Here is a 21,010-nt window from a genome sequence, read left to right as displayed (position 1 = left end):
CGCATCAGTCGATGCACTAAAGTGCTGCGCTACGTTTAAGTGTCTAATACCAAGCGCTGCTGACAACCAGAACGTGAGCGTTCATGCATGCATGTACCAAGTTCTTACCGGGGTGGTTTTTTCTGTCGTTAATACCCGCCTGCTCAGACGGACGCCATCGCCCCGGGCGATGGCGTCACGGGTGTGTTTGCTGTGCGCTGACAGCGAAAGCCCTAAGTGCTAACGGGGCTCAGACATCAGTCCTTTCACGAGGGATATGCATCCCAGCATTAAAACGATTGCGAAAGGCAACCCGGTGGACACTGCCATTGCCTGCAGTGCTACAAGACCGCCGCCCAACAAGAGGGCAATCGCAATCACGCCTTCGATGACCGCCCAGAACACTCGCTGAGGCACAGGCGCATCCACCTTGCCGCCGGCGGTGATCGTGTCGATTACCAAGGAGCCTGAGTCCGAAGAGGTAATAAAAAACACAATGACCAGAACGATGCCCAGGAAGGAGGTGATCTCTTTAAGCGGCAGCTCTCCCAGCATGGCGAACAACTTCAGCTCCAGCACAGCGTCCTTGACGCCCACCAGGCCCTGTAAGGTCGCTTGGTCAATGGCGGTTCCGCCGAACGTTGTCATCCACAGCACAGACACCACTGAGGGAACGAGCAAGACCGAGATCAGAAACTCTCTGACCGTGCGACCACGACTGACGCGCGCGATAAACATGCCTACAAACGGCGACCAACTGATCCACCACGCCCAGTAGAAGGCCGTCCAGCCTTGGGTGAATTGGGTGTCAGTGCGGCCGAATGGGTTTGACAGTGCCGGCAGGTATTCAGCATACGTCACCAGGTTCTTGAAGAACCCTGTGAAGATGGCCAAGGTCGGTCCCACTACGATGATAAACACCAGTAAGAGCAATGCGAGTCCCATATTGATCTGGGAAAGCATTTTGACGCCCTTGTCTAAACCGGCAAGGACTGACCACAGCGCGATCAAGGTAATGCCAACGATCAGCACGACTTTACTGAGGTTCGTCGATTGTATCCCGAAGAGGTATTCAATCCCCGCGGCAGCCTGCTCTGCACCAATGCCCAGAGAGGTTGCCAACCCGAATAGCGTGGCGAATACCGCCAGGATATCGATGATATGCCCCGGCCAGCCCCAAACGCGCTCACCCAACAGTGGATAGAAAATCGAGCGTATCGAAAGCGGTAACCCCTTGTTGTAAGAAAACAACGCCAAGGACAACGCCACAATCGCATAGATCGCCCAGGGATGAAGTCCCCAGTGAAAGATCGTAGCGGCCATTGCCAAGTCGGCGGATGCTTTCATATCGCCTGCTGCACCGCCCAACGGCGCCCAGTCCGTACGCACGCCGCTCGCATCGACTGTCACGCCTCCCATGGACGCCGCGTAATGCGACATCGGTTCGGCGACGCCATAAAACATCAAGCCGATGCCCATGCCCGCGGCAAACAGCATTGAAAACCATCCGACGTAGGAGTGATCGGGTTTGGCATCTCTGCCGCCCAAACGCACCTTCCCCAGCGGGGAGAAAATCAGCGCAATGCACAGCACCACAAAAACGTTCGCAATGCTCATGAAAAGCCAGGCGAGGTGGCTGGTTAACCAGTTCCGGATAGCGCTGAAGAGGGGTTCTACTTCATTCTGCAAGGCCAGTGTCAAAATCACGAACAGCAGGATGGTGGCCGCTGAAATGATGAAGACTTTGCCGTGGATATCGAGCGAGAACGAAAACTCTCCCTTGATATTGTCTTGACCAATAACATAGTCGGTGTCGATCAGATTGGCAGCTCCACTTGGAGCCGGAATACCGTCCTCACTGGCAATGTGAGGGGTGTTAGGCCGATCATCCGTAGGCTTTTCAACCATAAGAATCTCCTTATTGTTGGCACGTCTTAACGTGTAGTTGTGATTATCCCCGCTGTTCCTATGGTAAAACGAGATGTAAACGCCTGTATCCTAACAAGCTTTTAGAACAAAACCGCCAAAACCTGCCGATTGCATAGCCCTTCGATCGAATATGTCACCGTCACATGACGTCTTTGTGGGCTGCAATCTATTCGATTGAGTGCAATGAACAGGTTTGCGCGGGCCCGCTTAATGCCCCATCAACTTATTTATGCCATCGGGTTTGTCGTGAACGCCAAAGCGATCCACGATCGTGGACGTAGCCTGGTTCATCCCGATGACATCTACGTGAACCCCTTCTCGGCGTAGCTTGAGCACGACCTTATCGAGCGCAGCGACTGAAGTGATATCCCAAAAGTGGGCCTCTCGAAGATCGATGGTCAGGGTCTCCAGTCGTTCCTTAAGATCGAACGAATGAGTGAACCTGTCCGCAGAGCCAAAAAACACCTGGCCTGTGACGTAGTAAGTGCGATGGGCATGTGCGGGGTCACGCTGAGAAGTGACCTCCAGGTAATGTCCGATCTTGTTGGCGAAGAACATGGCGGCCAGCAAGGTGCCTGCGACAACGCCGTAGGCCAGGTTATGGGTCGCGACGACCACGACCACCGTGACCAGCATGACGATGTTCGTTGAGAGCGGATAGTCTTTGAGATTGCGGATGGAGTCCCAACTGAAGGTGCTGATGGAGACCATGATCATCACGGCGACCAACGCGGCCATCGGTATGCGGGCGAGCCAGTCGCCCATGAAGATCATCATGATCAGCAGTGAAACGCCTGCACTCAGCGTAGACAAGCGGGTTCGTCCGCCAGATTTAACGTTGATCATCGACTGCCCGATCATCGCGCAGCCTGCCATGCCGCCAATGAGGCTGCTGGTGATGTTGGCGATACCCTGGCCTTTGCATTCACGATTCTTGTCGCTGCTCGTGTCTGTCAGGTCGTCGACGATGGTTGCTGTCATCATCGACTCCAGCAAACCGACCACTGCCAGCGCGGCAGAGTACGGCAGTACGATGATCAGTGTTTCAAGGTTTAGCGGCACGCTTGGCCACAAGAATATCGGCAGACTATCAGGCAGCGAACCCATGTCGCCTACCGTATGTATATTCAGGCCCATGTAGATCGAAATCGCCGTCAGCACGATGATGCATACGAGCGGCGAGGGGAGCAGTTTTCCTACGCCCGGCAGCCTTGGGAACAGGTAAATAATCGCCAGTCCGCCAGCAGTCATGGCGTAAACGGGCCAGGTTACCCCGGTGAGTTCTGGCAGCTGCGCCATGAAAATCAGGATCGCCAAGGCGTTAACGAAACCTGTGACGACTGATCGCGATACGAAGCGCATCAGCTCGCCCAGCCGCAGATAGCCCGCGATGATTTGAAGTACGCCGCACATCAGCGAGGCGGCGAGGAGGTACTGAAGGCCGTGATCCTTGACCAGGTTGACCATGAGCAATGCCATGGCGCCGGTGGCCGCCGAGATCATCGCCGCACGCCCCCCGACAAACGAGATCACAGTGCAGATACAGAAAGAGGCATAAAGGCCAACCTTTGGGTCGACGCCGGCAATAATAGAAAAGGCAATAGCCTCTGGAATAAGGGCCAGTGCGACAACGAGGCCCGCGAGGACATCGGCTCGGATATTCGACAGCCAAGCGACTTTGATCTTTTCAAACATTGATTCACCCATGGCAGGTACCACATCCCGCGCAGCGGTGGGCGCTGAGCAGTGCGTGTGTATCTGTCTTCAATTGAGTTGTGGAGTGGCTGCGGCCAAAAAAGCAGGCGCGGCAAAATACGACCGCAGCTAGGGGGCGGTCAGGGGCGTGCGAGGGGGCGGTGCGCTATGGCGGCGTAGGCAGCCAGCTGGAACGGGGCAAGGTAACTCCTTTGGCGTGTCGTCGATAGACCGCAGGATAATAACCGGCAGTAGCGCACGCGCACAACCGATAGGCGGGTTTGCACGAACGTATCATGTAGAATGCGCCCATGGGTGTCACCGCAAAACGCGGGAGGGCAGGTTTAATTCAGCGCAGGTCGGGCCGCCGCGCGGAGTGGCTGTGCCTATGAGCTTGAAATCTTCACGTCCTGATAAAAACCAGGGCCATCGTGAATCACGCGACACGCGTGCTTTTTTCTCCCGATTCCTGGCCGCGGAATCCGCGGGTGGCCTGATACTCATGGCCGCTGCTTCGATAGCACTCCTCGTCGCCAACTCCCCGTTGGCAGACATTTACTTCTCGTCACTGCACGTAAAAGTCGTTGGCCTCTCGATTGAGCACTGGATCAATGATGGCCTGATGGCTGTCTTTTTCATGTTGGTCGGGTTGGAGATCAAGCGTGAAATGCTGGTTGGCCAATTATCGAGCTGGAGCCAGCGCGCACTTCCAGGGTTCGCCGCGGTAGGCGGTATGCTGGTGCCTGCTTTGATCTACATTGCGGTCAACTGGGGCAATGCCGAAACCTTGGGGGGTTGGGCTATTCCTGCAGCGACCGATATCGCGTTTGCCTTGGGCGTACTGTCGCTGCTCGGTAAACGTGTGCCCATTTCGTTGAAAATCTTTCTATCCGCGCTGGCGATTCTTGATGACCTTGGCGCCGTACTGATCATCGCCCTGTTTTACACCAGCGGCTTGTCGGTCAGCATGTTGCTGGCCTCACTGAGCGTTATTGTGTTCCTGGTGATGCTCAACCGATTCGGTGTGACCCGGCTCTGGCCTTACCTGATAGCGGGCGGTCTGCTGTGGTTCTTTATGCTTCAGTCGGGTATCCACGCAACCCTGGCAGGTGTCATTCTCGCACTGTGCATTCCGATGCGGGCGGCGAGCAGCGAGCGCAAATCGCCGCTCATCCACTTGGAAGAAAAGCTGCACCCGTGGGTCGCTTTCGCCGTTGTACCCATCTTCGGTTTTGCCAATGCGGGTGTATCTCTTGCCGGTATCTCGCCCAATAACCTGATCGACCCGGTACCTCTGGGGGTTACGCTTGGGCTATTGTTAGGCAAGCAAATTGGCGTGTTTGGTTTGGCTGCGTTGGCGATTCGCGCAGGGCTGGCCAAGCTGCCTGAGCAATGTAATTGGTCTCAGCTGTACGGTGTAGCGCTGCTGTGCGGCATTGGTTTCACAATGAGCCTGTTCATCGGGGCGCTGGCCTTCCCGGATAACCCGCATTTGGTCGATGAGGTGAAGGTTGGCGTGCTTATGGGCTCTATTCTTTCCGCTGTCCTCGGTGTGGCTGTTCTTTTGAAGGCTAAACGTTAATCCTGAGCTTATCTGTCCGTTGATAACTGCATGGGGGGATGAGCATCCAGTCGCGCCGAGGGGTTCAGGCATCACGAAGGCTGATGTTCGATTAATTTTTTGGCCTTGAGATGCTCCGAAAACAAATCCAGAATTAAATGATTTCCTGCTCCGGCAAGAAAAGCCACTCTGGTGAGTGGCCTTTTTTTGCCTGCGATTTATGAAATAGACGCTTAAGTGTCTTTTTTGTAAACGCCGTCAGTCGCAAGCAGTATCTGAGCCATTTCACCTGTTAGGCGTCTTTATAGAACAACGGACTATTTTTAAAGCCAGGCAAAGGTTGATAGCATCAAGCCACCCTTTTTGAGTGTCCGCAATGTCTCGTTCTTACAACCGTAGAGTGATGCTGGGCCTCGTTTTGATGCTATCAAGCACGATCACCCTGGCTGCCAATACGCCTTGTTCAGGTCGCAAGGGTGGGATTGCGGGCTGTGATGGTGACGCGTTCCTGTGCAACGACGGCTCCATCAGTGCTTCGAAAAAAAGTTGTCCGGCCTACATCGGCAATCGCCAGGCACGGCCCGCGTTGCAACCGCTGCAAGATCTTAAAGATAGCTGCGGCTGCGGCAGTGGTGCTTACTGCACCGGACCAAGGGGTGGGGTTTACTGCCTCACGCCTTCCGGGCAAAAAAGTTATCGGCGTCGTTGACATCATCGCCTGCGCTTACATGCACCACGCATGATTGCCCATTGATGCGGCTCTCTGCGCAGGCGCTTATGCCTTATCCAGCAACCCAGGCAGATGGATTCTGCCCGAGCCCGTAAGAGCGGTGAGGGGCGGGGGACAAGCGTTGTGCCCCGGCTTCACCCAGTGTCCGCAGCTTTTCGATCTACGCAGTTCGCCGCGTACTCAACGAAACGCCGGCACCACATGCTTGATAAACAATTCCAGGGATTTTTTCTTCTCTGCGTGGGACAGGCTGTTGTCACACCAGAAGCTGAACTCGTCGACACCCAGCTCCTGGTAGTACTGGATGCGCGGAATGATCTCTTCCGGCGTTCCAATCATCGCAGTCTTATGCAGGCTTTCCAGTTCAAACTCAGGGCGACCGGCGAATTTTTCTTCCGGGCTAGGGTCGAGGAAGCCGTTGACCGGCACGCTCTTGTTACCAAACCAGGCATCGAAGGTGCGGTAGAACTTCGAGATTGCCTTGGCCCCGACTTTCCAGCCTTCCGGGTCGTCAGCCGTATGCACATGGGTGTGGCGCAGCACCATCAGTTGCGGGCGAGGTACGTCAGGGTTGTTGTCCAGAGCGGCCTGGAATTTGTTTTTCAGGTCGAGGACTTCTTCATCACCCTTCATCAGCGGCGTGACCATTACGTTGCAGCCGTTGGCCACGGCGAAGTTGTGGGAGTCCGGGTCGCGGGCGGCGATCCACATCGGCGGGTTAGGCTGTTGGATCGGTTTGGGCACGCTGGTGGAGGTGGGGAACTTCCAGATATCGCCGTCGTGGGCGTAGTCGCCTTTCCACAGTGCACGCACCACCGGTACCATCTCGCGCAGGGCCTGACCGCCGCTTGAGGCGGGCATGCCGCCAGCCATGCGGTCAAACTCGACCTGATAGGCACCCCGGGCCAAGCCGACTTCCATACGCCCGTTGCTGATCACGTCGAGCAGGGCGCATTCGCCTGCCACCCGCAATGGATGCCAGAACGGCGCGATGATGGTGCCAGCGCCCAGGTGAATGGTGGTGGTCTTGGCCGCGAGGTAAGCCAGCAGCGGCATCGGGCTTGGCGAGATGGTGTATTCCATGGCGTGGTGCTCGCCAATCCATACGGTGCTGAAGCCACCGGCCTCGGCCATCAGGGTCAGTTCGGTCAAGTCTTCGAATAGCTGGCGATGGCTGACACTCTCATCCCAACGTTCCATATGTACGAACAGGGAAAACTTCATGACGCTTACCTCGGATCTATTGTGATCGGCCTGTCGACTGCGGGCCCTTAAGTGCTCTCGCCAATGTGACGCGTGCCGGTGATAACGGCTGTTCGGCGGATTGATTGTTGGTATACCATAATACGGAATATCCGCAAAACTTTTCTCTCCAACGGTTGCACCCTCACCTCACAAGGAAGGCGAGCTCGATGAACATAAAACAAAAATTAATCCTGGCCTTTGCGGTGATCGCCAGCCTGCCGGTGATTCTGGTGGCTGTGCTGATCATCCTCAATGTGCGTCATGAGGCCAGGGACGGCTTTGTCGACAGCAATGGGCGCGAGATCCGCCAGGTGGACAATGCGATGCAGCTGTTTTTTGAAGGCATCAGCCAGAACGTCGCCTATCTGGCCGGACACCCGCAGTTGCAGAGTATCAATGGTGACGTGAAACGCTACCTGGCCAGTGATGCGGCGCAGATCGCTCCCGGTGCGCGTGACGGGCAACTGTTCACGTTGTTCGAGGGGCTGGCCAAGAGTCACTCGGCCTACACCTATCTGTCCCTGGGCACCGAGGACGGCGGCTATGTGTTCTGGCCCGGCGACCCCAAGCTGGCCAGCTACGACCCACGCACGCGGCCTTGGTATAAAACGGCCATGGCCCAGCCAGGCAAGACCCTGCGCACTGAAGCCTATTACTGGGCCGCCGACGATGTGGTGCTGGTCAGCACCGTGCAAAGCTTCAACGACCGCCAGGGCAAGGCGAGCGGGGTGGTGAACATCGACGTGTCCCTCAAGCAACTGACCGACCTGGTCAAGCAGATCAAGCTGGGCGAGAGCGGCTACCTGATGCTGATGGAGGCCAATAACACCGTGCTGGTGGACCCGAATGACCCGTCCCACAATTTCAAGAAGCTTGGCGAGCTGGGGGAAGGCTATCGGCAGTTGAGCGAAGCCGGCGAGGGCCTGGTGCAAGTCGAACTGGCGGGTGAGCGCTATATGGCCTTGGTATGGCCATCAAAGGCCTTGGGCTGGCGGTTTGTCGGGCTGGTGCGTGAGAGTGAGGTGATGGCCGGCGCAGCACGCCTGACCTGGCTGATTGCGGCCATCGCGCTGGTGTGCGGTGTGTTGTTCGCGGTGGCCGGCGCCTGGTTTGCCGGGCTGATCGTCAAGCCGATTCGTGGCGTGGCCAGCGGCCTGGAAGGCATTGCCCAAGGTGAAGGTGACTTGACCGCGCGCCTGGAGGTGAAAGGTCGCGATGAAACGGCGCAGCTTGCCGGTTGGTTCAACCAGTTCCTCGAAGCCATCCGCACGCTGATCCAACGTATCGGCCAGGCCGCCGCGCAGATTCACACCAGCTCAGGCAGTGCCACTGAAGTCTCGGTGGAGATGGCCGAAGTCGCCGAGCGCCAGCGCGAAGCGGTGGACATGGTCTCCACGGCGTTTCATGAAATGGTCGCCACCTCCAACGAAGTCGCGCGCTCCTGCAGCCAGGCGGCCGACTCGGCCGACAACGGTCAGCGTCAGGCCCATACCGGGCAGCAGCAGATCGACGCGGCGGTGAGCAGTGTCGGGCGCTTGAGCGAGGAAATCGGCCACTCCGCCCAGGCCATGGAGCAGCTGGAAAAAGACAGCAATGACATACAGTCGATCCTCGGCACCATCCGCTCCATCGCCGAGCAGACCAACCTGTTGGCGCTGAACGCCGCTATCGAAGCCGCGCGGGCGGGTGAACAGGGTCGCGGTTTTGCGGTAGTGGCGGATGAGGTGCGCGCACTGGCCAAGCGCACCTCCGACTCCACCGGTGAAATCGACGGACTGCTCGGCAACCTGGCACGCCGCACTCATCAGATGGGCAAGCAGATGCATGCGAGCTTGGAGGTTTCCCAGGAAACGGTGGTGTCGATCAACGACGCGCGGGCCAGTTTTGGCCTGATCCGCGAGTCGGTCGACGTGATCCGCGACATGAACACGCAAATCGCCACCGCCGCTGAAGAACAGCACCAAGTGGCCGAAGACATCAATCGGCACATCAGTCAGATTCATGGGGATGCGCAGTTAGTAGCGAGCCTGGCCGACTCCACGCGCCAGGATGCGCAGCAATTGACGGCGCTGTCGCAGACGTTGAATCAATTGGTCAGCCGCTTCCGAACCTGACTGACACCGCCCTCCCTTTGGAGTAGGTTCGAATGTGGAAGCGAGCAAGCCCGCTCACACATTTGATCTTCGGTGTTTTCAGAAAGGTGTCGGGGATCAGGCAACCAAGGGCAGGGCGCCCATCTTGCCGTGGCAATACACCAGTGGCCCGGCGTTCTGCTGGGGCACGATCAAGTTTTTCACCGAGCCGACCATGATTGCGTGGTCGCCGCCTTCATATTCGCGCCACAACTCGCATTCGATCACCGCTGTGGCATTGGCCAGAATCGGGTTGCCCAGTGCGCTCAATGTCCACTCAATGCCTTGGGCCTTGTCTTTGCCCTTGCGCGCAAAGGCATAGGCTTCGGTCTGCTGCCCACCGGAGAGCACGTGGATGGCAAAGCGTTTGTTCTTGATCAATACCGGGTACGAGTCGGAGCTGTAGTTGGGGCAAAACAGTACCAAGGCCGGGTCCATCGACAACGAACTGAAAGCGCTGGCGGTCAGCCCGACGATTTGCCCGTCGTCATCAAGCGTTGTGATCACGGTGACCCCAGACGGAAACGAGCCCATCACTTGTTTGTAGATAGCGGCATCGATCATGGGACGGTCCTCTGAAAATAAGCAGTTTTATGAGTCTTGTAGGTCTGATGGTATACCGTAATACAATCTGTGCAACAGCTTTTTCAACCGTCCGATGAACGTCAAATACCGGTAGTACAGTCAATAAATACGGGGAATCAGTCGGGAGAAGGCGCGACGTCATGTGGCACAATTACGGATCAGATGCGCTCCGAAACTGCGGATCAGTCTTGTGGAAATATTGGAATACCATAATATGGTGTTCATCTGAGGGTGACCATGAAGCTCCCCCGGTTTGGCGTCAAACAACTATAAGATCAGACAAGCGCGAGTTCATTTCCATGCCCCAGATGTCCCGGCAAGACCCCTTGATCGAGAATCACACGGTCGACTACGTCCCCTTCGCAGAGCGCCATGGAAAGGCCCGCGACCTGTTCACCTTATGGTTCAGCACCAACATTGCACCGCTGCCCATCGTCACCGGCGCCATGGTGGCCCAGGTGTTTCATCTCAACCTGATGTGGGGGCTGCTGGCGATTGCCCTCGGGCATATGCTCGGCGGCATTGTGATCGCTCTTGCGTCGGCTCAGGGCCCACGCATGGGCATTCCGCAGATGGTCCAGAGCCGTGGTCAGTTTGGCCGTTATGGCGCGCTGCTGATCGTGTTTTTTGCGGCACTGATCTACATCGGCTTTTTCATCTCCAATATCGTGCTGGCCGGCAAGTCGATCGTCGGCATTGTGCCTTCGGTTCCGGTGCCGGCGAGCATCCTGATCGGCGCCCTCAGCGCCACCGCCATCGGCGTGATCGGCTACCGCTTTATCCATACCCTCAACCGCATCGGCACCTGGGTAATGGGCAGCGCGTTGCTCGCCGGCTTCATCTACATCTTCGCCCACGACTTGCCGGCGGATTTCCTCACCCGTGGCGGCTTCCACGTGGCTGGCTGGCTGGCTACTGTGTCGCTGGGCGTGATCTGGCAGATCAGCTTTTCGCCCTACACCAGCGACTACTCACGCTACCTGCCGGCCGATATCGGCATTGCGCGGCCTTTTATCGCGACCTACCTGGGCGCGACCCTCGGCACCATCCTGTCCTTCGCGTTTGGCCTGGTGGCCGCATTGGCCACACCCGAAGGCACCGAAGCCATGGTCGCGGTCAAGCAGGCAACAGGCGTCCTGGGGCCGATCCTGATGGTGCTGTTCCTGCTCAATATCATCAGCCACAACGCCCTGAATCTGTATGGCGCGGTGCTGTCGATCATCACTTCGATCCAGACCTTCGCCAGCCAATGGACCCCGAGCATCAAGGTGCGCGTGGTGCTGTCGGGCGTCGTCCTCACCGGTTGCTGCGTGGTGGCGTTGGGGGCGTCAGCCGACTTCATCTCGCAATTTATCGGCCTGATCCTTGCGCTGTTGTTGGTACTGGTGCCATGGGCGTCGATCAACCTGATCGACTTCTACATCATCAAGCGCGGCGCCTACGACATTGCCTCAATCTTCCGGGCGGACGGTGGAATCTACGGTCGATTCAACCTGCATGCGATCGTGGCGTATTTCATCGGCATCATCGTGCAACTGCCGTTTGCCAATACGTCGCTGTACGTGGGGCCGTGGGCCAACCTGGTGGAAGGCGCGGACTTGTCGTGGCTGGTGGGATTGGTGGTGACGTGCCCGTTGTATTACTGCCTGGCGACACGTCAACACACCCAAAAGGTCAGGGCGGCGCGGTTGGGCTACACCGACTGAGCCTCCCCGCCGAACTCCTCCAGCGCATCCCGCAACGCGCCCTCGAAGTATTCCTTCGAGGCGCGATCCCAGAGGATATGAAACGCCGGCAGTTCCACACTGCTTGTGTGGATGACAATCGCATTGACCCGCGCCACCGACGTCTGCGCCACCATCCCCGGCTTGAAGGCTGGAAAACTGAGATCCACCCCGCACAGCTTCGCCATCACCTGCGCAATCACCTCCCCGCTGAGCCGCACACAGGCATGGCTATCCTGGCGCGGCAGCAGGTAGTTGGCGCGGTGGTCCAGTTCCCAACGCGCTTCTTCATCGGCAATCCGTTGCCCCTGATCCCGTGGGCTGCCCAGCACTAGGTATTCGTTCTGCGACAGGCGCGCCACCCAACTGCCGTCCGCTTGCTCGCAGGCTTGGTTAGGCGCGCCTGGCAACGTGAAGCCGCGCGCTGTGAGGTACTCGGCGCTTTGTGCGCCGCGAAAGCCGACCCGGGGCAGGTCGGTCTGATCTTGCAGTTGGCAGGGCGGGGTGAACAATTCGTGGGCCTTCAGACTGGTCATGGCTTAACCCTCCTGGCGTTGGTTGGTGGGGTCGAAGAACGGCAGTTGCACCACCTCGGCCTGGACGACGATGCCGCCTTCGACGCGAATCGGAATGCGCTGCCCCGGTGTGCTTTGATCGATCCCGGCATAGGCCAGTCCGATGATGCGGCCCAGGCTGGTGGAGTATTCGCACGAGGTGACGTTGCCACTGATGTCCGCGCCGTTGAGTACCAGGTGGCCTTCCAGCGGTTGCACACTGCCCTTTGGCAGGCTGAAGCCCACCAGTTTGCGTTTCAGCGGCTGGGCTTCGAGGATGTCCACCGAGCGGCGGCCGACGAAGAACGGCTTGTTGCGGCTGACCGCCCAGCCCATGTCGATTTCTGCCGGGTGAGTCATGCCGTCGGTGTCCTGACTGATGATCACGTGGCCTTTTTCCAGGCGCAGCAGGCGTTGGGTTTCGACGCCGAAGGGACGCATGTCAAAGGCCTTGCCGGCCGCCATCAACGCGTCCCACAACGCCAGGCCGTGGCGTGCCGGTACGTGGATTTCATAGCCCAGTTCGCCGACGAACCCGACCCGCAGCAGGCGTGCCTTGATCCCGGCCACCGTGCCCTGGCGCACGCCCAGATAGGGGAAGCCTTCGGCACTGAGGTCGAGATCGCTGCACACCTGTTCCAGCACCTTGCGCGAATCCGGCCCGGCGACGTTGACCGCACAGATCGCAGCGGTGACGTTCGCTACATCCACGTCCAGGCGCCACTGCGCGTTCCACTTGAGCATCTGCTGGTAGATGCGGTCGACGCCGCTGGTGGTGGCGGTGACGTAGAAATGGTTGTCGGCCAGCCGTGCGCACACGCCGTCGTCGATCACCACGCCGTGTTCGTTGGTCATCAGCGCATAACGCGAACGACCCACCGGCTGCTTGAGGAACGCAAAGGTGTACATACGGTTGAGCAATTCGGCGGCGTCTGGGCCACGCACGTCGAGGCCGCCGAGTGTGGACACATCGATCAGCCCGACCTTGTTGCGCACGTGCAGCGCTTCGGCCTGCATGCACGCTTCGCGGTCCTGTGTCTTGCCGTAATAGGCCGGGCGCTGCCAGATACCGGCGGGCATCATCTTCGCTCCGGCTTGCACATGGCGCGCGTGCATCGGCGTTTGACGGTAAGGGTCGAAGGCGCGCCCGGCGACATGCGCGAGTTTCTCCGCGACGAACGGCGGCCGTGCGGTGGTGACCCCGGTTTCGCTGATATTACGCTGGGTCGCCCAGGCCACCAGCCGTGCAGTCGGCAGCGCCGAGTGGCGCCCCTGGGACGGGCCCATGCCGACTGTGGAATAGCGCTTCACCAACTGCACATCGCGGTAGCCGATGCGGGTGGCGTTGACGATGTCCGCCACTTGCAGGTCTTCGTCGAAGTCGACGAAATCCTTGCCCTTAGGGTGCGCGAAGATCGGCCAGTGGAAGTTGACCTGGGCTTCGCTGCGCAGCGCTGCAGGCGAGCTGGCGCTGTTCAAACCGAGGGCGCGCAGGCTGTCGGCGGCGGCGTTGGTCGCATCCGCCAGCACATTGTCCAGTTGATGCCGCCCGTTTACGGAACCGGCCACTCCCAGGTTGCGCGGCAGGCCACTGAGACTGAACTCTGCCCGCGAGTCGTCATAGGCCAGCTTGCCACCTGCCTGGCATAGCAGCTGATAGACCGGCATATAACCGGCCGACATGCACAGCAGGTCGCAGTCGATCACTTGTCCGCTGGCGCTGACCTGGCCCTGGCCGGTGATCTGGCGCACGTCGACGCCTTTCACATGGCGCAGGCCTTTTTCATACAGGGCTTCGAACACCGTGCTGTTGCTCAGACACGGGATCTTGCGCTGGGCCAGGGCGCCCGGCAGGGCTTTGTCCGCCGGGGCGTGACGCAGGTCGACCAGAGCGGCCACGTCCACGCCCTGGTCATGCAGGTCGAGGGCGGCCAGGTAGCCGTCATCGTTGCCGGTGAGCACCACCGCGCGCTTGCCGGGCTTGACCGCATACAGCTTCATCAGGCGTTGCGCCGCGCTGGTGAGCATCACCCCCGGCAGGTCATTGTTGCGGAAGACCACCGGTTGGTCGAACGAACCGCTGCACACCAGGCACTGCTGCGCGCGCACTTTGTACAGGCGCTTGCCCTGGATCACCGGCAGGTAGTTGTCGGTGAACCAGGCATTGCAGGTGGCGTCGGTGAGTACCTGGATATTCGCGTGTTGCTGCACCGTGCCCAGCAACTCGCGGCGCAAGGTGTCGGCACGGGTGCCGGCAATATCGAAGCGCGCGTAGGTCAGCGACCCGCCGAGGATCGGTTGCTGCTCGATCAGCAACACCTTGGCGCCGGCATTCGCGGCGGTCAGCGCGGCCTGCAAGCCAGCGGGGCCGGCGCCGATCACGGCGAGGTCGGTAAACAGGTAGGCCTTGTCGTAGTACTCGGGTTGGAACGTCAGGTCGAGCACGCCCAGGCCGGCCTTTTTGCGAATGATCGGCTCCCAGACTTTCCACATGCCCTTGGGCTTGTAGAACGAACGGTAGTAGAAACCCACCGGCATGAACTTGGAGAACTTGCCCAGGTAGGCGTCCTTGTCGTTGTCCAGCGAGCCGTTGACGTTCTGCGCCGTCACCGCCAAGCCGGCGGACAGCGTGTGGGCGTCGGCTAATACGTTGGGTTCGCGAGGCAGTTGCACCAGGCTGTTGGCGTCCTGGCCGGCCATGGTCAACGGGCCGCGTGGGCGGTGGTATTTGAACGAGCGCGACATCAGGAAGCGCCCGTTGGCGAGCAGGGCGCTGGCGATGCTGTCGCCCTGCAAACCTTGGTAGGGCAGGCCGTCGAAGCTGAAGTCGAGTGGCTGGTCACGCTGGATCAGCAGGCCCATGGGGGCGGGGAGGCGGTTCATCCGGCGATCTCCTTGGCGGTGGTGAAGTCGACGCGGGTGGTGAACACTTCGCGCGGATCGAAGGTGCGCACGATCTCGTCGGTGACCGTATGGCGCTCGGCGAGGAACCAGTAGCTGGACGGCGTGTGCATCCACCATTCGCGCACCACACCGGCGAGGTTGTCGGTGTTGAACACGTAGTCGGCCCATTCGGCATCGCTGCAGGTCACCGGGTCGGGCATCGGTTTGAATTCACCGCCGTAGGTGAACTCGCTGATATTGCGCGGCCCGTTGAGCGGGCAAATCATGATTTTCATCGTCTGCTCTCCGTCAGTGGCTGGCCGCTGTGGCGCCCATTTCGTTGACCTGCTGGAAGGTCGAAAAGCGCTCGAGGCCGAAGGGTTTGATCAAGTCCGGCACCTTGCCGCCGCTGGCGACCAGTTCGGCCATGGTCTTGCCGCAGATCGGCGTGGCCTTGAAGCCCCAGGTGCCCCAGCCGGCGTCGAGGTAGTAATTCTTCACCGGCGACAGGCCCATGATCGGGCTGTAGTCGGGGGTCATGTCGGTGATCCCGGCCCACTGGCGCATCAACTTGGCGTTGGCCAGGAACGGGAACATCTCGATGGCATGGGCCAACAGGCTTTCCTTGAGGTCCAGGGTCGAGCGCGTGTTGAACAGCGGGTACGGGTCGGAACCGCCACCGAACACCACTTCGCCACGGCTGGTTTGCTGCACGTAGCAGTGCAGGGCCGAGGAGCTCACCAGCGGATCGAGGAACGGCTTGAACGGCTGGGTGACCATGGCTTGCAGCGGGAACGTCTGGATCGGCGAGCGGATACCGGCCTTGGCCATCAGCAGCGAGCTGTGCCCGGCAATCGCTTGCACCGCGCAACCACACTTGATGGTGCCGCGATTGGTTTTCACGGCGGTGATAGTGCCGTTTTCGATGACCAGATCCTGCACTTCAGTAAGCTGGTGGATTTCCACGCCGCGCTTGGCCGCCTGCTTGGCGTAGCCCCACGCCACGGCATCGTGGCGCGCGGTGGCGCCGTCGATATGCCAGAGCCCGGCAATCACCGGCAAGTGGCCGGGGTCGAGGTTGAGGCTGGGCACCAGCTCGCGGATCTGCTGGCGGTCGATCATCTCGGTACGCCCGCCGAAGTGCTTGTTGACCTCGGCGCGCTGGCGGAACGAACGCACAGTGGCGTCGGTGTGGGCCAGAGTCAGTTGGCCGCGCTCGGAGTACATGATGTTGAAATCGAATTCGTTGGACAGCGACTGGAACATCTTCACCGACTCGGCGTAGAAACGAACGCCTTCGCTGGTGAGGTAGTTGGAGCGGATCACCGCCGTATTGCGCGCGGTATTGCCGCCACCCAGGTAGGCCTTTTCCAGCACCGCGATATTGGTGATGCCGTGGTACTTGGCCAGGTAGTAAGCCGTCGCCAGGCCGTGGCCACCGGCGCCGATGATCACCACGTCGTAACTCGACTTGAGTTCCTTGGGCGGTGGCAGGTCCACCTCCACCGGGTACTCCGAACTCAGCCCGTATTTCAATAGATTGAATGGCATACGGCCTCCGATTGGCTGCGTAGGGCGTGGTGTTGCGCCTGGGCGGCGGCCACGGTGTTTTTCATCAGGAAGGCAATGGTCATCGGCCCGACACCGCCGGGCACCGGGGTGATGGCGGCGACATGGGGCAGGGCGCTGTCGAAGTCGACATCACCCACCAGGCGGCTGCGGCCGTCGTCGTCGATGCGGTTGATGCCGACATCGATCACCACCGCGCCGGGTTTCAACCAGCTCGCGTCAATCAAGCGGGCGCGGCCCACGGCAGCGATCACGATATCGGCCTGGCGGCACAGGGCCTGGGCGTCGTGGCTGCGTGAGTGCAGCACGGTCACCGAGCAATCCGCCTTGAGCAGCAGCGCGGCCATGGGCTTGCCAACGATGTTCGAGCGGCCGATCACCACCGCGTGTTTGCCGCGCAGGTCGCCGCAGGTTTGCTCCAACAGGTACAGGCAACCACTCGGCGTGCACGGCGTGAGCACCGCGCGCCCCTGGCTGAGGCCGCCGACGTTCTGGCTGTGAAAACCGTCGACGTCCTTGTCCGGCGCGATGGCCTCCAGGGCGCGCAGTTCGTCCATCTGCGGCGGCAACGGCAATTGCAGGAGGATGCCGTGGATCGCCGGGTCGGCATTCAATTGGCCGATCAGGATCAACAATTGTTCGGTGCTGGTATCGCTGGGCAGGCGACGCTCCACGGAGCGGATGCCCACCTCTTCGGCGCGCAGGATCTTGTTGCGCACATACACCTGGCTGGCCGGGTCGTTGCCCACCAGGATCACTGCCAGCGCCGGTTGAATAGCCTGCCCATGCAGACGCGTTACGTCCTCGCGCACTTGCAGCAGCACCCGTGCGGCGGCGGCTTTGCCGTCGATCAGTTTATGCGCGTTCACCGGAACACCACCGTTCTGTCCTGATTGAGGAAGACCCGGTGCTCCAGGTGGTACTTGACCGCCTTGGACAGGGCCACGGTTTCGGTGTCGCGACCGATGGCGACCAGGTCGTCGGGCTTGTACACGTGGTCGACGCGCTGCACTTCCTGCTCGATGATCGGGCCCTCATCCAGGTCGCTGGTCACGTAGTGCGCGGTGGCACCGATCAACTTCACGCCGCGTTGATAAGCCTGGTGATAGGGCTTGGCACCCTTGAAACCGGGCAGGAACGAATGGTGGATATTGATCGCCCGCCCCGACAGTTGCCGGCACAGGTCGTCGGAGAGGATCTGCATGTAGCGCGCCAACACCACCAGTTCGGTGCGGGTGTCGTCGACGATCTTCATCAACTCGGCTTCCTGCGCGGCCTTGTTGTCCTTGGACACCGGCAGGTAGATAAAGCGAATGCCCTCGCGCTCGGCCATCGGCCGCAGATCGAGGTGGTTGGAGACGATGGCGGTGATGGTCATGTCCATCTCGCCCTTGTGGTATCGGTAGAGCAGGTCGGTGAGGCAGTGGTCGAACTTGCTCACCATCAGCATCACGCGCATTGGCTCGCGGGTGTCGTGCAGTTCCCACTGCATGTCGAAGGCCTGGGCGACATCGGCGAAACCGTCTCTGATCTGTTGCAGGTTGCCTTCGTGGCCATCGTTGAAGCGGAACACGGCGCGCATGAAGAAGCGGCCGCTGAAATCGTCATCGAACTGCGCCATCTCCCCGATGTAGCACGCCTTGTCCGCCAGGTAAGTGGTGACGGCAGCGACAATTCCGGACACCGCGGGACAAGTGACCTTGATGATGAAATGGTTTTTTTCGTGTTGCATGACACGTCCTCGGGATGATGGCGGCAGCTCATCGCATAGCGAAAAATGTCTGAGGACAGCAGGCTCATTCCATGAGCGCGTTTTCTTTTGGGGAATAAAATATTCCTGAATTGGCTTTATAGGGGAATGAAGGCGGGGCGTCTAGGGCTTTTGGGAAAGATTTTTAACTGGGGGGAATTTTTTTTTGCGGGGCGACGGGGAGGTCCAATGCGATCAAAGGTGGGCGCTGGCTTGCCTGCGATGGTCATAGGTATCTGCAAAAACTGTGAGCGGGCTTGCCCCGCGCTGGGCGGCGAAGCCGACTCAAACCAGGCGACTTGGTCTTATCTGGAACTCGGCGATGTTTTTACTGGGGCGGCTTCGCCGCCCAGCGCGGGGCAAGCCCGCTCACTACAAGGTGCTCATGTGCCCTTAAAAGATGTGCAGATACCCATCAGGCTCCCACAGCAGAGCCGCTCTCGGTTCGTGCATCACTCCTTGTCGTTACCGTAGTTCATGATCGACAACAACCGAATCGGCACCCTGACCAACTCCTCGGGCCCATGGGGAATCTCGCCCTCAAACGTCAGGCTGTCCCCGGCCTCCATGCGATACAACTGGTTGCCGTGGCGATAAATCAGCTCCCCTTCAAGCAGGTGCAGAAACTCGGTCCCTGGGTGCGCAAACGTAGGAAACTCCTCGCTCGCATCATCCATGCTGACCATGTACGCCTCGAAGCTCTTCTTCGGCCCGCGCGTATGGTTGAGCAGGTGATAGGTATGGCCCTTCTCGGTCCCCCGGCGCACCACTTCCATGCCTTGGTCGGCCTTGACCAGCAAGGCGCTGCCATCCTGCTGGTCGTATTCGCTGAATAATTTCGACAGCGGCAGCCCGAGCACATCGCACAGGCGGCTCAAGGTATCGAGGCTGGTAGAGACCTGGGCGTTCTCGATCTTGCTCAACATGCCCTGGCTGATATCGGCAATTTTTGCCACGTCAGATAGCTTCAGGTCCTGGGCCTGGCGCTGGCGTTTGATCTGCAGCCCCAGGTATTGCTCAAGCTTGAGGCGCGGGGCGGTTTCGGTGGACATGATCATCGGCTCCTGCACGGTTTCCGTTCAGTAATATTATTTTCGCACTGGGAAAGTGCAAAGTCTGGCGCTTAAAGGCCGCCCCGCTGTACGTATTCCTGCGGAGAAAAGAATTTTCTCATATATACAGCACAAAAGCGCTTTTCACCGGCACATCAAACAGTCGTCCGCGATTCTGGCAAGGGTATTGCATTCCTGTAGGGAAACTAACTTTCTTTTTAGGAATAAAAAGACAGCCTAGCCCACCCACACGGTTTTGCCTTTCGCGAGGAGTGACGAGCAATGTTGCCAGCAGAAACCCAGCGCATCATCGATAAGCACGGGATCAAGTACGTGCTTGCGCAGTTTGTGGATATACACGGTGCGGCCAAGACCAAGTCGGTGCCGATCTGTGGGCTTAAGACGGTCGCCAAAGAGGGCGCGGGGTTTGCCGGATTCGCCATCAGCGGCATGGGCATGGAGCCTCACGGGCCGGATTTCATGGCGCGGGGCGATCTGTCGACATTGACCCCGGTGCCGTGGCAGCCGGGTTACGGGCGGGTGGTGTGCGTCGGTCATGTCGACGGCAAGCCCCATCCCTACGACAGCCGCTACGTGCTGCAGCAACAGGTGCAGCGCCTGCAGGACAAGGGCTGGACGCTGAACACCGGCCTCGAACCCGAGTTCAATCTGATGCGCCGCGACGAGCAGGGCACGTTGCAATTGGTGGACCCCAGCGACAACCTCGACAAGCCTTGCTACGACTACAAGGGCCTGTCGCGTTCGCGGGTGTTCCTCGAGCGCCTGACCGAAGCCTTGCAGGCGGTGGATTTCGAGGTCTATCAAATCGACCATGAAGACGCCAACGGCCAGTTCGAGATCAATTACACCTACAGCGACGCCTTGACCTCCGCCGACCGTTTCACCTTCTTCCGCATGGCCGCCGGCGAGATCGCCAATGACCTGGGCATGATCTGCTCCTTCATGCCCAAGCCCGACCCGAAACGCGCCGGCAATGGCATGCACTTTCACCTGTCTATCAGCAGCGCCGAGAACAAAAACCTGTTCCATGACGCCAGCGACCCGAGCGGCATGGGCTTGTCGAAACTCGCCTATCACTTCGCCGCCGGCTTGCTCGCCCACGGCCCGGCGCTCTGTGCGTTCGCTGCGCCCACGGTCAACTCGTACAAGCGCCTGGTGGTCGGCAACTCGTTGTCCGGCGCCACCTGGGCCCCGGCCTTCATCGCGTTTGGCGCCAACAACCGCTCGGCCATGGTGCGCGTGCCGTACGGTCGCCTGGAATTTCGCCTACCGGATGCAGGCTGCAACCCCTATCTGGTCAGCGCCGCGATCATCGCCGCGGGCCTGGACGGTATCGATCGCCAGCTGGAAATCGACCACGTCTGCAATGAAAACCTCTACAGCCTGAGCCTCGAGCAGATCGCCGAGCGCGGCATCAAGACCCTACCGCAATCCCTCAAGGAAGCCTGCGACGCACTGGAAGCCGACGCGCTGTTCGCCGAAGTGCTTGGCCCGCAGATCGTGGGCGAGTTCATCACGCTCAAGCGCATGGAGTGGGTGGAGTACAGCCGCCATGTGAGCGACTGGGAAATCCAGCGCTATACCGAATTTTTCTGACACCG

At 59.6% G+C, this 21,010-nt stretch carries 16 protein-coding genes and 1 pseudogene; 6 read left to right on the top strand and 11 right to left on the bottom strand.

Annotation, left to right across the window (positions count from 1 at the left end):
• Window positions 1–219: 219 nt before the first annotated feature.
• Both AACY08_RS07395 and AACY08_RS07390 read right to left on the bottom strand, forming a co-directional pair.
• The gene (locus AACY08_RS07395; protein ID WP_339439203.1) at window positions 220–1,887 is read right to left on the bottom strand and encodes a BCCT family transporter; all 1,668 of its coding nucleotides are present in this window, start codon (window positions 1,885–1,887) and stop codon (window positions 220–222) included.
• Between the two features lie 228 nt (window positions 1,888–2,115).
• Window positions 2,116–3,603 carry a SulP family inorganic anion transporter gene (locus AACY08_RS07390; protein WP_339469031.1) on the bottom strand — a complete coding sequence of 496 codons (1,488 nt, stop codon included), beginning with the start codon at window positions 3,601–3,603 and terminating at the stop codon, window positions 2,116–2,118.
• 388 nt (window positions 3,604–3,991) lie between these two features.
• On the opposite strand from AACY08_RS07390, the gene nhaA reads away from it, so the two are divergent.
• Window positions 3,992–5,185, top strand: coding sequence for a Na+/H+ antiporter NhaA (gene nhaA / locus AACY08_RS07385; RefSeq protein ID WP_339468825.1), 1,194 nt, complete (start codon window positions 3,992–3,994; stop codon window positions 5,183–5,185).
• 382 nt (window positions 5,186–5,567) lie between these two features.
• Window positions 5,568–5,873: a YdcA family protein gene (locus tag AACY08_RS07380; protein ID WP_339419505.1), complete on the top strand. Its 306-nt coding sequence runs from the start codon at window positions 5,568–5,570 to the stop codon at window positions 5,871–5,873.
• Window positions 5,874–6,074: 201 nt separating this feature from the next.
• On the opposite strand, the gene AACY08_RS07375 is transcribed toward AACY08_RS07380, so the two are convergent.
• Complete coding sequence (locus AACY08_RS07375) at window positions 6,075–7,118, bottom strand: LLM class flavin-dependent oxidoreductase (RefSeq protein ID WP_339468824.1); 1,044 nt, start codon at window positions 7,116–7,118, stop codon at window positions 6,075–6,077.
• A gap of 188 nt (window positions 7,119–7,306) precedes the next feature.
• Between AACY08_RS07375 and AACY08_RS30395 the strand changes: the two are divergent.
• Together AACY08_RS30395 and AACY08_RS30390 are read left to right on the top strand one after the other, a co-directional pair.
• Window positions 7,307–8,395: pseudogene (locus tag AACY08_RS30395) on the top strand (cache domain-containing protein); the annotation flags it as partial.
• Between the two features lie 90 nt (window positions 8,396–8,485).
• Window positions 8,486–9,253, top strand: a complete 768-nt coding sequence (locus tag AACY08_RS30390; protein WP_406984843.1) for a methyl-accepting chemotaxis protein — start codon at window positions 8,486–8,488, stop codon at window positions 9,251–9,253.
• Between the two features lie 96 nt (window positions 9,254–9,349).
• Here the strand turns inward: AACY08_RS30390 and AACY08_RS07365 are convergent, their stop codons facing one another.
• Window positions 9,350–9,835, bottom strand: a complete 486-nt coding sequence (locus AACY08_RS07365; protein WP_339468822.1) for a flavin reductase family protein — start codon at window positions 9,833–9,835, stop codon at window positions 9,350–9,352.
• 320 nt (window positions 9,836–10,155) lie between these two features.
• Here AACY08_RS07365 and AACY08_RS07360 point away from each other — a divergent pair, with 320 nt between their 5' ends.
• Entirely contained in the window at window positions 10,156–11,562 is a 1,407-nt protein-coding gene (locus tag AACY08_RS07360; RefSeq protein ID WP_339468821.1) for a purine-cytosine permease family protein, read from the top strand.
• Here the strand turns inward: AACY08_RS07360 and AACY08_RS07355 are convergent.
• The 7 genes from AACY08_RS07355 to AACY08_RS07325 form a co-directional block, all read right to left on the bottom strand.
• Window positions 11,550–12,116: a sarcosine oxidase subunit gamma gene (locus AACY08_RS07355; RefSeq protein ID WP_339468820.1), complete on the bottom strand. Its 567-nt coding sequence runs from the start codon at window positions 12,114–12,116 to the stop codon at window positions 11,550–11,552. The genes AACY08_RS07360 and AACY08_RS07355 overlap by 13 nt on opposite strands.
• Before the next feature lie 3 nt (window positions 12,117–12,119).
• Window positions 12,120–15,017 carry a 2Fe-2S iron-sulfur cluster-binding protein gene (locus tag AACY08_RS07350; protein WP_339468818.1) on the bottom strand — a complete coding sequence of 966 codons (2,898 nt, stop codon included), beginning with the start codon at window positions 15,015–15,017 and terminating at the stop codon, window positions 12,120–12,122.
• The gene (locus AACY08_RS07345; protein ID WP_065939715.1) at window positions 15,014–15,313 is read right to left on the bottom strand and encodes a sarcosine oxidase subunit delta; all 300 of its coding nucleotides are present in this window, start codon (window positions 15,311–15,313) and stop codon (window positions 15,014–15,016) included. The genes AACY08_RS07350 and AACY08_RS07345 overlap by 4 nt, the downstream gene beginning before the upstream one ends.
• A 13-nt stretch (window positions 15,314–15,326) precedes the next feature.
• A complete protein-coding gene (locus AACY08_RS07340; RefSeq protein ID WP_065881107.1) occupies window positions 15,327–16,568 on the bottom strand; it encodes an FAD-dependent oxidoreductase in 1,242 nt (413 codons plus the stop codon).
• On the bottom strand, window positions 16,550–17,455 hold the full coding sequence (gene folD / locus AACY08_RS07335) for a bifunctional methylenetetrahydrofolate dehydrogenase/methenyltetrahydrofolate cyclohydrolase FolD (RefSeq protein ID WP_339468815.1): 906 nt from the start codon (window positions 17,453–17,455) through the stop codon (window positions 16,550–16,552). Before folD ends, AACY08_RS07340 begins: the two co-directional genes overlap by 19 nt.
• Entirely contained in the window at window positions 17,452–18,318 is an 867-nt protein-coding gene (purU, locus tag AACY08_RS07330; RefSeq protein ID WP_339468814.1) for a formyltetrahydrofolate deformylase, read from the bottom strand. The genes folD and purU overlap by 4 nt, the downstream gene beginning before the upstream one ends.
• Before the next feature lie 470 nt (window positions 18,319–18,788).
• Complete coding sequence (locus AACY08_RS07325; RefSeq protein WP_027603577.1) at window positions 18,789–19,388, bottom strand: helix-turn-helix domain-containing protein; 600 nt, start codon at window positions 19,386–19,388, stop codon at window positions 18,789–18,791.
• 282 nt (window positions 19,389–19,670) lie between these two features.
• Between AACY08_RS07325 and glnT the strand changes: the two genes are divergently transcribed.
• Window positions 19,671–21,005 carry a type III glutamate--ammonia ligase gene (glnT, locus tag AACY08_RS07320; RefSeq protein WP_339468813.1) on the top strand — a complete coding sequence of 445 codons (1,335 nt, stop codon included), beginning with the start codon at window positions 19,671–19,673 and terminating at the stop codon, window positions 21,003–21,005.
• Window positions 21,006–21,010: the final 5 nt, after the last annotated feature.

This window comes from Pseudomonas sp. EL_65y_Pfl1_R83, assembly GCF_963970695.1.
GTDB classification, from domain to species: Bacteria; Pseudomonadota; Gammaproteobacteria; order Pseudomonadales; family Pseudomonadaceae; genus Aquipseudomonas; species Aquipseudomonas tritici.
Note: the sequence above shows the minus strand (reverse complement) of the source record. Positions and strands in the feature narration are given on the sequence as shown.